This window comes from Pantoea phytobeneficialis, assembly GCF_009728735.1.
Lineage (GTDB): Bacteria > Pseudomonadota > Gammaproteobacteria > Enterobacterales > Enterobacteriaceae > Pantoea > Pantoea phytobeneficialis.
Genome location: NZ_CP024636.1, coordinates 272322 through 285294, shown reverse-complemented (window position 1 = coordinate 285294; position 12973 = coordinate 272322). Strand labels below are relative to the sequence as shown.

Below are 12973 nucleotides of genomic sequence, written 5' to 3'. Positions count from 1 at the left end.
TATGCGCGATAAATCGCGCCGCTACGCACGGGTAACGATGGGATAATCGCGCCGCGACTAGCCCGTGCGAACCTGTAGCGGCGCGATTTATCGCGCAGCAAAGACTAGTCTGCGTCGTAGCCGAGGTTCGGCGCTAACCAGCGCTCCACCTCACTGATGCTCATCCCTTTACGCACCGCGTAATCCTCCACCTGGTCGCGCTGAATCTGCGCCACGGCGAAATAGCGGCTGTCAGGATGGCTGAAATACCAGCCGGACACTGATGCCCCCGGCCACATAGCGAAGGACTCGGTCAGCTTCATGCCGGTATGGGTTTCCACATCCAGCAGTTGCCAGATCTGCGCTTTTTCGGTGTGCTCCGGGCATGCGGGATAACCCGGTGCCGGACGGATACCCTGATAATTCTCACGAATCAGTTCGTCATTGCTGAGGTTTTCATGAGCAGCAAAGCCCCAGATCACCTTACGCACTCGCTCATGTAAATATTCCGCGAACGCTTCAGCCAGACGATCCGCCACCGCCTTGATCATGATTTTGTTGTAGTCGTCATGCTGCTGGTCATAGGCTTCGGCCAGTGCATCTTCTTCGAGGCCACCGGTGACCGCGAAAGCACCAAGGTAATCCGCCTTGCCGCTCGATTTCGGTGCCACGAAGTCAGCCAGACAATAGTTAGCAAAGTCGGTTTTTTCCGTCTGTTGACGTAAGTGATGACTCACACACAACACCTGATTGCGGTTTTCATCAGTGTAAATTTCGATGTCATCGCCCACGCGGTTAGCCGGGAAAATCCCCACCACACCGCGTGGCTGAAGCGTACCTTTCTGGCTCAGCATATCGAGCATCGCGTTAGCATCATGGAACAGACGCTGTGCCTCTTCACCCACGACTTCATCTTGCAGAATGCGTGGGTATTTCCCGGCCAGTGACCAGGTCATAAAGAAGGGTGTCCAGTCGATGTAGTTACGCAGCGTTTCAATGCTGGCCTCTACCGGACTGGCGCCGAGACGATGTGCCACCGGCGGCGTATAGCTTTCCCAGTCAAATGAGAAATCATTGTCACGCGCGATTTGCAGGCTGACCGGCGGAGTACGCGGCTTTTTGCGCGCATGCTGAATACGCACGGTGTCGTACTCTTTGCGCGTACGTGCCACAAAATCATCTTTCAGCGTCGGTGACAGCAGCGAAGAAACCACGCCAACGGTGCGCGAGGCGTTCTGTACGTACACCGTCGGGCCGCTGTAGTTCTGCTCGATTTTGACTGCGGTATGCGCTTTAGAGGTGGTTGCGCCGCCAATCAGCAGCGGCAGGGTGAAACCCTGACGCTCCATCTCTTTCGCCACGTTGACCATCTCATCCAACGATGGCGTGATCAGCCCGGAGAGACCAATAATGTCGGCCTTCTGCTCAATCGCGGTTTTCAGAATTTTGTCACTCGGCACCATCACGCCAAGATCGATGATTTCGTAGTTGTTACATTGCAGCACCACGCCAACGATGTTTTTGCCGATGTCATGCACATCGCCCTTCACCGTCGCCAGCACAATTTTGCCGTTGCTGCTGCCCGCTTCTTTACTCGCCTGGATAAAAGGCTCGAGGTAAGCCACCGCCTGCTTCATCACGCGCGCGGATTTCACCACCTGCGGCAGGAACATCTTCCCTTCGCCAAACAGATCGCCCACCACGTTCATGCCGGACATCAGCGGCCCTTCAATCACCTCAATCGGCCGCGCAGATGCCTGGCGCGCTTCTTCGGTGTCCTGCTCGATAAACTCGGTGATACCTTTAACCAGCGAATATTCGAGACGTTTGACCACATCCCAGCTGCGCCATTCCGCCTGCTGTTTTTCCTGCTCGCCGTCGCCTTTGGCACCACGGTACTTCTCCGCCAGCTCCAGCAGACGCTCGGTGCCGTCGTCACGGCGGTTGAGGATCACATCCTCCACCGCATCGCGCAGTTCAGCGGGTAAGTCGTCATAAATCGCCAGCTGCCCGGCGTTGACGATACCCATGTCCATGCCGTTGCGAATCGCGTAGTAAAGGAACACCGCGTGGATCGCTTCACGCACCGGTTCGTTACCCCGGAACGAGAACGATACGTTGGATACACCACCGGAGATCATCGCATGCGGCAGCTCGCGCTTGATGTCTTCACAAGCACCGATAAAGTCCATCGCGTAATTGTTGTGTTCTTCAATACCGGTCGCGACGGCAAAAATGTTCGGATCAAAGATGATATCTTCCGGCGGGAAACCGACTTCTTCGGTGAGGATCTGGTAAGCACGACGGCAGATCTCAATTTTGCGTGCGCGGGTATCCGCCTGACCGACTTCGTCAAACGCCATCACCACCATCGCCGCACCGTAACGACGCACCTTACGTGCGTGATCGATAAACGGCTCAATCCCCTCTTTCATCGAGATCGAGTTGACGATGCCTTTGCCCTGGATGCATTGCAGCCCTTTCTCAATCACCTCCCATTTGGAGGAGTCGATCATGATCGGCACGCGCGCGATATCCGGTTCACCGGCAATCAGGTTGAGGAAGCGCACCATCGCCGCTTCCGCATCCAGCATACCTTCGTCCATGTTGATATCGATGATTTGCGCGCCGCTTTCCACCTGCTGACGCGCCACATCCAGCGCTTCGTTGTATTTCTCTTCTTTAATCAGACGCTTAAATTTCGCCGAACCGGTTACGTTGGTACGTTCGCCCACGTTAACGAACAGCGAGTCAGCGCTGATATTCAGCGGTTCCAGCCCGGACAAGCGACACGCCACCGGGATCTCCGGCAGTTGACGTGGGGCAACGCCGTCCACTACCGCGGCCATCGCCGCAATATGCTCCGGCGTGGTGCCGCAGCAGCCACCGATAATATTCAGAAAGCCGGAACGCGCCCATTCACCAATCTGCTGTGCCATAGTGGCGGCATCGAGATCGTATTCGCCAAAGGCGTTGGGCAGACCGGCGTTAGGGTGTGCGGTGACGTAACCTTCGGCAATGCGCGACAATTCAGCGACATACTGACGGAGTTCATCGGGTCCCAATGCACAGTTAAGACCGAAGGAGAGCGGCTCAGCATGGCGCAGCGAGTTATAAAAGGCCTCCGTCGTCTGACCGGACAGGGTACGGCCAGAGGCATCGGTGATGGTGCCGGAGATCATCAGCGGCAGCTTGACCCCCATCGCCTCCATCTCGGCCTGTACTGCGTAAATCGCGGCTTTGGCGTTCAGGGTATCGAACACCGTTTCGATCATGATCAGGTCAGAACCGCCTTTGATCAGCGCGTGGGTGGATTCACGGTAGGCGTCCACCAGCTGATTAAAGGTGATATTACGGAAAGCGGGATCGTTCACGTCCGGTGAGATGGAACAGGTGCGGTTGGTCGGGCCAAGCACCCCGGCCACGTAGCGTGGGCGCTCAGGTGTTTTTGCACTCCATTCGTCGGCACAGGCACGCGCCAGTTTCGCGGCCTCGAAATTAATCTCCGCCGACAACGCCTCCATCTCGTAATCCGCCATCGCAATGGTGGTGGCGTTGAAGGTATTGGTTTCCAGAATATCAGCACCTGCCGCGAGGTAGGCGTCATGGATCTCGCGGATCACCTCAGGTTTGGACAGCACCAGCAAATCGTTGTTGCCCTTGAGATCGCATGGCCAGTCGGCAAAACGGCTGCCACGAAAATCCTGCTCGTCCAGTTTATAACTCTGGATCATGGTGCCCATGCCACCGTCCAGAATCATGATGCGTCGCGCGAGCTGCTGATGCAGCGCTTCTATTCTGTTGCTCACTCTTGCCCCGTCCACGTCATTACGTTGGCTGAAATGCCAGCCAGACATACTGGCATAACTTTACGGTGGGTAAAAGTTATGCCAGTTGAGACATTTTCAGAGTGTGACTTTACAGATCCGACCAGTGAGCCAGCGTTTGCATTCACCAGACGAAAAACGAAAATGGTTTCCATATTTGGAGCAATTCTGGAGACGTCATGGTTACCCCTGCACCCGCCAAACGCGGCAAAAAACCCCGTACCGCTGCGGCCAGCTCGGCCCCGGCTGGCGGCCAGGTCCAATCCCTGACGCGCGGCCTGCGTTTGCTGGAACTGATTGCAGAATCACACGGCAGCGTGCCGTTGACTGAACTGGCGCAACAGGCCGGTTTACCCAACTCCACCACCCATCGCCTGCTCACCACCATGCAGCAGCAGGGCTTCGTCCATCAGGTGGGTGATCTCGGTTTCTGGGCGATTGGTTCGCATGCGTTTGTTGTCGGCAGCAGCTTCCTGCAAAGTCGCAATCTGCTGGCGATTGTGCATCCGATTCTGCGCAAGTTAATGGAAGATGCCGGAGAAACCGTCAATCTGGCGGTGCTGGATCTCAGTGATTATCAGGCGGTGATTATCGACCAGGTGCAGTGCACTCAACTGATGCGTATGTCTGCACCGATTGGCGGTAAGCTCCCGATGCACGCTTCCGGCGCTGGCAAAGCCTTCCTCGCGCATCTGAGCGACGATCAGGTGACGGCGTTGCTGCATCAAAAAGGGCTGCATTACTACACACCGAAAACCCTGATGTCGCCGCATAGCCTGAAAGAGAATCTGGCGCTGATTCGCAAGATGGGTTTTTCTCACGATGATGAAGAACACGCGCTGGGTCTGCGTTGTGTGGCGGCACCGATTTATGACGAACATGGTGAACCCTTTGCGGCGATCTCCATTTCCGGCCCGATTGCACGTATGACTGATGACCGCATCACCGAATTAGGTGCGCTGGTGATCCGCGCCGCGAAGCAGGTGACTCAGGCGTACGCCGGACGTTAAGCAGGGAGCAAAGCATAGCGCACGCTAAAGCGCTGTGCTGCCCGCCACGCGATCACTTCCTCAATATGCCCCTGACGAATACGCGCCTGTTGGGCACGCCACCAGCCCGCATCGAATAACTCAGGATGCAGCGCCAGCAGCAACTTCCCGGTGGCCGGTTCGCTACACAACGCATAGCGGAACGTTTCCGGGAACACATCATCTGGCCCGACGCTGTACCACGGCTCGGCCTGGAGTTCATCCTCTTCGTAACGCGCGGGCGGTACGTCACGGAACTGTAGCTCGGTCATCGGGCGGATTTCGTCGTAATCGTAAAACACCACCCGACCGTGGCGCGTCATGCCGAAATTTTTAAATAACATGTCTCCCGGAAAAATGTTCGCTGCCGCCAACTGGCGTATGGCATCGCCATACTCTTCAATGGCATGGCGGCGCTGCGCAGCATCGGCCTGTGCCAGCCACAAGTTGAGCGGCTGCATACGGCGCTCCAGCCACAGATGGCGAATAATCACCACGTCATCTTCAATGCAGATTTTTTCCGGGATTTCACGTTCAAACTCGGCCATCAGCGCCGCCGGGATACGTGCACGCGGCAGCGCGAAGTGTTCAAACTCCTGGGTATCCGCCATGCGACCGACACGATCATGCTCTTTCACCCGTTGGTAGCAGTCGCGCACCTGCGCTTCCGTCACCTCCTTCTGCGGGGCAAAACGGTCTTTGATCACCTTAAAAACCCGATCAAATCCTGGCAGCGTGAACACCAACATCACCATGCCGCGAACGCCAGGGGCAATGGTGAACTCTTCCTCGCTGTGCGCCAGGTAGTGCAGATATTCGCGATAGCATTCGGTTTTGCCATGCTTCTGGCAGCCAATCGCCATATAACGTTCAGCGGTGGTTTTGCCGGGCAGAATGGGTGCCAGCCAGGCCACCAGCGCAGCAGGCACCGGGGCATAAACCATAAAGTAGGCGCGGGCGAAACCGAACACGATGCTGGCGTCGTTGCTGTCAGTCAGACAGGTATCAATCCACAACCGCCCGGCTTCATCACGCTGGATCGGTAACAGGCACGGGACAGTGGCATCGGCCAGTCGCAGGCGCGCCACTATCCATGCGGTTTTATTGCGGTAAAACAGCTCGCAGGCCACATCCAACGTCGCCGTCGCTAACTGCGTTGCGCTGAATTGCTCGTGCAGATGGCGCACCACCCAGCTGATATCACGCGCCTGATCCTGCCACGGCAGACGCAGCGGGATATCGTTGAGGATCTGCCGTAATGTCTCCTGCCACCCCTGCTGGGGCCGGTACAGACGCGACAGCGGGCGCGGTGATTCCGGGGCGGAGGCATACGGCTGCGACGGAAAGATAAACAGCCGCTCAGGCGACAGATGGCTATGGCCCTGTAAGCGGCAATACACCGAGTTAAAGAAGCTTTCGGCAATCTCATGGCGCGGATAACCCGGCAACAGCGTTTCGTAGTGGCTTTTCACCCGCAGCCAGAAGGCCTCATCCCAGTCTGCCGCACCGTTGATGATCCGTAGCTGGTTTGCCACCAGACCGACATGGTGATCGTAAAGGTGAATACGCGCCTTCATCGCCTGCTGTACCGCATGCCAGTCGGCCTGTTCAAAGCGCTGTTGAGCACCGGCGGTAATATCGAGAAAGCGGCCATACTGCGCGTCAAAACCTTGCAGGATGGTATGGGCGATCAGAGATTCTCTCGGCGGCATCGGCACGTCTCCCGGCAATATGGCCCCTCCGTGGGCCAGGGATCACAACTCAGAACTGTGCAGCTTCCGTGGAACCGGTCAGCGCCGTCACCGACGACTGGCCGCCCTGAATCACCGTGGTGATACGGTCGAAATAGCCGGTACCCACTTCCTGCTGATGGGACGAGAAGGTGTAGCCCTTCTCACGCGCCGCGAATTCTGGCTGCTGTACTTTCTCCACGTAGTGGCGCATCCCCTCGCCCTGCGCATAGGCGTGCGCCAGGTCGAACATGTTGAACCACATGCTGTGAATACCTGCCAGGGTGATGAACTGGAAGCGGTAACCCATCTCGCTCAACGCCTGCTGGAAGCGGGCGATGGTGCGATCATCGAGGTTTTTCTTCCAGTTAAACGACGGCGAGCAGTTGTAGGCCAGCAGCTTACCGGGGTATTGCGCATGGATCGCGTCGGCAAAACGCTGCGCCAGCGCCAGATCCGGCGTCGAGGTTTCGCACCACAACACATCCGCATAAGGGGCATAGGCCAGACCGCGGCTGATCGCCTGCTCAATCCCGGCGCGAGTGCGGAAGAACCCTTCCGAGGTGCGCTCACCAGTAATAAAGGCGCGATCATATTCATCGCAGTCCGAGGTGATCAGGTCAGCAGCATCCGCGTCGGTGCGGGCGATCAGCACCGTCGGGACATCCATCACATCTGCCGCCAGTCGTGCCGCCACCAGTTTTTGAATCGCCTCCTGCGTTGGCACCAGCACTTTGCCGCCCATATGGCCGCATTTCTTTACCGCCGCCAGTTGATCTTCAAAATGCACCGCCGCCGCACCTGCCTGGATCATCGACTTCATCAACTCAAACGCGTTGAGCACCCCGCCAAAGCCCGCTTCAGCATCCGCCACGATCGGCAGGTAGTAATCAATAAACCCTTCAACGTCCGGCGACATTCCGCTGGCCCACTGAATCTGATCGGCACGCTGGAAGCTTTGATTGATACGTTCCACTACCGCCGGTACCGAGTTCACCGGATACAGCGACTGATCCGGGTACATTTGCCCGGCAAGGTTGGCATCCGCCGCCACCTGCCAGCCGGAGAGATAAATCGCCTCAATACCCGCTTTCGCCTGTTGTACCGCCTGACCACCGGTCAGTGCCCCCAGGCTATTGATGTAACCCTTTTGCGATTCGCCATTCAGCAGCGACCACAGCTTTTGCGCGCCGCGTTCGGCGAGGGTGCAAGCCGGATTCACCGAACCGCGTAAATTCACCACATCCTGCGCGCTGTAAGGACGGGTAATGCCCTGCCAGCGCGCGTCGCGCCAGGTGGTTTCCAGTTGTTTGATTTGTTGTGCACGAGTCGTCATGGCAATGTCTCCTGGGTCATGGCAGCAGGCGGTAACCTGGCAGGGTGAGGAAAGGAACCAGTTCATCATCGGTGGTGATTTGCGCCATCAGCGCAGCGGCATCAGCAAAACGTCCATGACGGAAGCGCTCTTCGCCGAGGCTGTGCTGTAACGCATGCAACTCTTCATCCAGCAGTTGTTCAAACAATGCAGCCGTCACCAGCCGACCATCGCTGAGGATTTGCCTGTGGTGAATCCATTGCCAGATCGAGGTACGGGCAATTTCGGCAGTCGCGGCGTCTTCCATCAGACCATCAATGGGGACACAGCCGTTGCCACTGATCCACGACTCCAGATATTGCAGCGCCACCCGGATGTTGGCGCGCATCCCGGCTTCGGTACGTTTGCCGCGACAGGGAAGTAATAAGCGCTCGGCGGTGATCGGATTGTCTTGCTCGCGGCTGACATGCAACTGGTTAGGTCGATCGCCCAGTTGGCGATTAAATTCGGCCATCGCAATATCCGCCAGACCGGGATGTGCCACCCAGGTGCCGTCGTGGCCGTTTGCCGCTTCACGAGCCTTGTCCTCCCGTACCTTCTGCATCACCCAGGCATTACGCTCTTCATCCTTGCTTGGGATCAGCGCCGACATGCCACCCATTGCCAGCGCGCCGCGCCGATGGCAGGTTTTGATCAGCAGACGCGAGTAGGCATCCAGGAAAGGTTGATCCATGCTGATTTGCTGACGATCTGGCAGGATGCGTTCACCATGCTGCCCCAGCGTTTTGATGTAGCTGAAGATATAATCCCAGCGACCACAGTTCAGACCGACCACATGATCGCGCAGCTCCCACAGGATCTCATCCATCTGGAATACCGCCGGTAACGTCTCGATCAACACCGTGGCTTTAATGGTGCCGCGTGGCAGATCAAGCCGATCTTCGCTGAAACGGAAGATTTCACGCCACCACGCCACTTCCGAGGCATGTTCGGTTTTCGGCAGATAGAACCACGGCCCATGACCTTTCTCCAGCAGCGCATCGACGTTGTGAAACAGATACAACGCAAAATCGAACAACCCACCGGGGATGGCACGATCACGCCATTCCACATGCTTCTCATCCAGATGCAAACCGCGCACACGGCACATCAGCAATGCCGGATCGGATCGTAACTGGTAGATCTTGCCTGCTTCACTGGTGAAGCTCAGCGTACCTTTTACCGCATCACGCAGCGCCAGCTGACCATCAACCAATTTTTGCCAGGTGGGTGCCAGCGAATCCTCAAAATCCGCCATAAAGACTTTTACGTTCGCATTCAATGCGTTGATCACCATTTTGCGATCCGGTGGTCCGGTGATCTCAACGCGGCGATCGTGCAATAACTCGGGAATGGGGCGCACCTGCCATGCATTTTCACGAATGGAAGCCGTTTCCGAATCAAAGCCTGGCAATGCGCCTTGGTCATAACGCTGCTGCCGTTGCTCGCGAGCTTTCAACAGGCGATCGCGTTCCGGGGCGAAACGTGCCACCAGGGAGTGCAGGAAGTCGATCGCTTCCGGGGTGAGCAGCTGCTTTTCCGCGTGGGTAAAGGGCTGGCTGAAGGTTAGCGTACTGCTGATAACCGAGTCTGTCATGCGGGCTGCCTCCTGTGTTGATCCCTGATTGCGTGCGGGATCCGGCTGTAGGGTATTTTTTGACCTGCAAGATTAGAGCATAATGATTTTTATTTTATTTTCAAAAACAATTTCCATTTTTGATTAAAATGTAATTCAACCATATGATTTAAATGTAATTTAAAGTCTCGAATTAAAGGCAATGACTTCCACGACATCTAGCAGGCAAAAAAAAGCCGTGGTTACACAGGCAACCACGGCAAGGTCAAATGAGTTGGAACGGTTACTCGAGTGTCGGATTCATATGTCGTAGATCAAACGGCGTGATCTGGTAAACGTAATAGTTCAGCCAGTTTGAGAACAACAGGTTGCCATGACTGCGCCAGGTAGCGCGTGGCGGCAACTCCGGGTTGTCGTGAGGGAAATAGTTAAATGGCACCGCGGGATGCAGCCCGGCATCGTAATCACGATGGTATTCACCGGATAGTGTCAGCGCATCGTACTCCGGGTGTCCGGTAACAAACGCCAGGCGCTTATCTTTGCTCGCCATCAGGTAGGCCCCGGTGGTTTCCGATTCGGCAAACAGCTCCAGATCGGTGTAATCACGGATCAGCTGGCTGGGAAAGTCGGCATAGCGCGAATGCGGGGCAAGGAAGTTGTCATCAAAACCACGCGTCAGCAACGCATGCGGATGCAGGATTTGATGCTCATACACGCCAGACAACTTGTGCTGGCGCGTCTGTTTAGGAATGCCGTAGAGAATATTCAACGCGGCCTGTACCGCCCAGCAGACAAATAACGTCGAGGTGACGTGTTCCTTTGCCCAGTGCAGCACACGCTGAATCTGCGGCCAGTAGGCGACATCATTGAAATCAACCAGACCCAGCGGCGCACCGGTAACAATCAGTCCATCGAAGTTATCATCCTGAATATCCTCAAAATTGCAGTAGAAATTATTCAGGTGCTCGGTGGGGGTATTACGTGACTCGCGGCTGTCGATACGCAGTAGCTGAATATCAATCTGCAATGGCGAGTTGGATAACAGGCGCAGGAACTGGTTTTCGGTCTCAATCTTTTTCGGCATCAGGTTGAGGACCAGCACTTTCAACGGACGGATCTCCTGAACACTGGCGCGCGACGAGGTCATCACAAAGACATTCTCGTTGCGCAAGAAATTTACTGCCGGTAACTCGTCGGGGATCCTGATTGGCATAACCTGCTTACCTCTTACAACCGTATAAACGTTTAGACATCCAGATGCCTGACATTAGCCTGGAGTATCGTGAATGTCGAGTCTTCATGCGATTTATGAAAATGTTTCAGCTTAATGTGTCTTAAGGATCTGGCGAAGAAAGAATCTCTGACAGCTTGAAATTAAATGACTGCGGGTCAATTTAAATAATCAAAGCGGAGGGAAAACATTCGATCCATATTTATTTGGTTTATAATTCAGACTTTTTAGGTTGTATAAATACCAGCAATAAAAGTGAGGAAAATAATTAAACCTTATGAAATTGAAATATAAAAACCATTAAATTCATTACGTTATGAATTTTATTGTTCCCAATCAAAACCTCCAAATAAATATTTATAAAATTTAAATCACGTCAGGTGTATAAATCACTTCTGTTATAAAAACAGACCACACTATTAATTCCAATTTTGAAATATCCCTTTATTTAACTTTTTGGCTCGGAAATTATATCTGTAAGGTTTATTACTATGCATAAACTCAAAATTGCACACCTGATCGTACCAGGCATGCTGGTCATGGCGTCACCCTACGGGTTTGCGGCTGCCGCCCCCTTCTCCAGTGATTCACCGTGGATGTTAGGTGACTGGGATGGTCAGCGTACCGCCCTTCAACAACAAGGCATTGATTTTAATGTTAATTATGTGATGGAGAGTGCCGCGAATCTGGCAGGTGGCTATCAATCCTCCACTACCGCACGTTATACCGATCAATGGATGTTCAGTACCCATCTCGATCTGGAAAAATTGCTGGGGTGGCAGGACACTGATTTCCAGGCCACAGTGACCGATCGTAATGGGCAGAACCTGTCGGAACAGGTGGCAAACCCTAAAGCCCCGATGCTTTCTTCTGTTCAGGAGGTTTATGGCCGCGGTCAGACATGGCGACTGACACAGTTCTGGTTGCGTAGCGGTTTTTTCAACGACCATGTCAATCTTAAGCTGGGTCGTGCGACGGTAGGGGAGGATTTTGGCACCATCGAGTCACATTTCCAGAACCTGGCGCTCGGACCGGGTATTCCGGGTAAATCTCGTAGCGATCGCTGGATGAACTGGCCGGTATCTCAGTGGATGGGGCGTTTACAGCTGAATATCACGCCGGATGTCTATGTTAAGGTGGGATTTTATAATCAGAACGATGATAACGATAATCGCGGCAGCGGTTTTCACTTCTCGGTCAATCACTCCGATGGCAATCTGGTTCCGGTAGAAATTGGCTGGCAGCCAAAGCTTGGTGCTGATGCACTACAGGGAAATTATCGCCTGGGTGCTTACTACTCTTCGGCTCAGGGTGGGGTTTATCACAGCTGGCAACACGGTCAATATGGCGATACCGCGCATGGCTACGGCGCTTATGCCATTGTTCAGCAGCAATTATTTGCCCTGCAACATGATAATCATCGCAGCTTGTCTCTGACGCTGAGCCAGGTGATGCATGATAAGCGCACCTCAAAACTCGATTATACCCAAACGGTGGCACTGAGCTGGAAAGGGCTTTTTGCTACGCGTCCCCAGGATGAAATTGGTTTAGGTATGGCACGTTTGCATGTGAACTCGGCATACAGCCGCATGCTCGAGCGGGAGAATGAAGAGAACAGTGCGCAAAGCGTGAATGATGCTACTTATCTGCCAGTGATCAGAGGCTCTGAATACGACTATGAACTCTACTATTCCTGGAACGCCAGCTCATGGCTTACATTGCGTCCTAATCTGCAATATGTTGTCGCGCCAGGCGCAGACAGCAGCGTAAAAGATGCATTTATTGGGGGAATTACAGCGAGCTTAACGTTCTAACAGTTAAGCTGTAATGGTGCGATTTATCGCATCATTACCCGTAGCGGCGCGATTTATCGCGCGGGTTTTATTGTTCCGGACGCAGAAAAATGCGCGATAAATCGCGCCGCTACGGGGATATTGACTGGTTTCCAGACGTAAAAAAGCCCTGAACTTTCGTTCAGGGCTTCTTCACTTAATTGATGCCTGGCAGTTCCCTACTCTCGCATGGGGAGACCCCACACTACCATCGGCGCTACGGCGTTTCACTTCTGAGTTCGGCATGGGGTCAGGTGGGACCACCGCGCTACAGCCGCCAGGCAAATTCTGTTTATCCGTACCGCCCTCGCAGGCCATACGAATCAATCCGTTCGAACAATGCTGAAAATTCTCGCGTCTCTCAACTCAAAACGCCTCTGGCGTTGTAAGGTTAAGCCTCACGGGTCATTAGTACC

The 12973-nt window shown here is 54.6% G+C and carries 7 protein-coding genes and 1 rRNA gene; 2 read left to right on the top strand and 6 right to left on the bottom strand.

Annotated features, from left to right (window positions below):
- Positions 1 to 104: 104 nt before the first annotated feature.
- Complete coding sequence (gene metH / locus CTZ24_RS01255; protein ID WP_437180269.1) at positions 105 to 3836, bottom strand: methionine synthase; 3732 nt, start codon at positions 3834 to 3836, stop codon at positions 105 to 107.
- A gap of 149 nt (positions 3837 to 3985) precedes the next feature.
- Here metH and iclR point away from each other — a divergent pair, with 149 nt between their 5' ends.
- On the top strand, positions 3986 to 4816 hold the full coding sequence (gene iclR / locus CTZ24_RS01250; RefSeq protein WP_021186256.1) for a glyoxylate bypass operon transcriptional repressor IclR: 831 nt from the start codon (positions 3986 to 3988) through the stop codon (positions 4814 to 4816).
- Here the strand turns inward: iclR and aceK are convergent.
- From aceK to metA, 4 genes are all read right to left on the bottom strand, one after another.
- Positions 4813 to 6546, bottom strand: coding sequence for a bifunctional isocitrate dehydrogenase kinase/phosphatase (gene aceK / locus CTZ24_RS01245; protein ID WP_208724575.1), 1734 nt, complete (start codon positions 6544 to 6546; stop codon positions 4813 to 4815). The two genes, iclR and aceK, sit on opposite strands and share 4 nt — an antisense overlap.
- Before the next feature lie 49 nt (positions 6547 to 6595).
- A complete protein-coding gene (gene aceA, locus CTZ24_RS01240; RefSeq protein ID WP_021186254.1) occupies positions 6596 to 7900 on the bottom strand; it encodes an isocitrate lyase in 1305 nt (434 codons plus the stop codon).
- A gap of 16 nt (positions 7901 to 7916) precedes the next feature.
- The gene (gene aceB / locus CTZ24_RS01235; protein ID WP_208724574.1) at positions 7917 to 9515 is read right to left on the bottom strand and encodes a malate synthase A; all 1599 of its coding nucleotides are present in this window, start codon (positions 9513 to 9515) and stop codon (positions 7917 to 7919) included.
- A gap of 262 nt (positions 9516 to 9777) precedes the next feature.
- Positions 9778 to 10707 (bottom strand): homoserine O-acetyltransferase MetA, encoded by a 930-nt coding sequence (gene metA / locus CTZ24_RS01230; RefSeq protein WP_208724573.1) that lies wholly within the window; start codon positions 10705 to 10707, stop codon positions 9778 to 9780.
- Positions 10708 to 11216: 509 nt separating this feature from the next.
- Between metA and CTZ24_RS01225 the strand changes: the two genes are divergently transcribed.
- Positions 11217 to 12539: a carbohydrate porin gene (locus tag CTZ24_RS01225; protein ID WP_208724572.1), complete on the top strand. Its 1323-nt coding sequence runs from the start codon at positions 11217 to 11219 to the stop codon at positions 12537 to 12539.
- Positions 12540 to 12723: 184 nt separating this feature from the next.
- Here CTZ24_RS01225 and rrf read toward each other — a convergent pair.
- A 5S ribosomal RNA gene (gene rrf / locus CTZ24_RS01220) occupies positions 12724 to 12839 on the bottom strand.
- Between the last annotated feature and the right edge of the window lie 134 nt (positions 12840 to 12973).

What these genes read in the sequence shown, in the direction of transcription:
- metH (WP_437180269.1), bottom strand. Translation starts at nt 3,836, where the DNA reads ATGTCTGGCTGGCATTTCAGCCAACGTAATGACGTGGACGGGGCAAGA.
- iclR (WP_021186256.1), top strand. Translation starts at nt 3,986, where the DNA reads ATGGTTACCCCTGCACCCGCCAAACGCGGCAAAAAACCCCGTACCGCT.
- aceK (WP_208724575.1), bottom strand. Translation starts at nt 6,546, where the DNA reads ATGCCGCCGAGAGAATCTCTGATCGCCCATACCATCCTGCAAGGTTTT.
- aceA (WP_021186254.1), bottom strand. Translation starts at nt 7,900, where the DNA reads ATGACGACTCGTGCACAACAAATCAAACAACTGGAAACCACCTGGCGC.
- aceB (WP_208724574.1), bottom strand. Translation starts at nt 9,515, where the DNA reads ATGACAGACTCGGTTATCAGCAGTACGCTAACCTTCAGCCAGCCCTTT.
- metA (WP_208724573.1), bottom strand. Translation starts at nt 10,707, where the DNA reads ATGCCAATCAGGATCCCCGACGAGTTACCGGCAGTAAATTTCTTGCGC.
- CTZ24_RS01225 (WP_208724572.1), top strand. Translation starts at nt 11,217, where the DNA reads ATGCATAAACTCAAAATTGCACACCTGATCGTACCAGGCATGCTGGTC.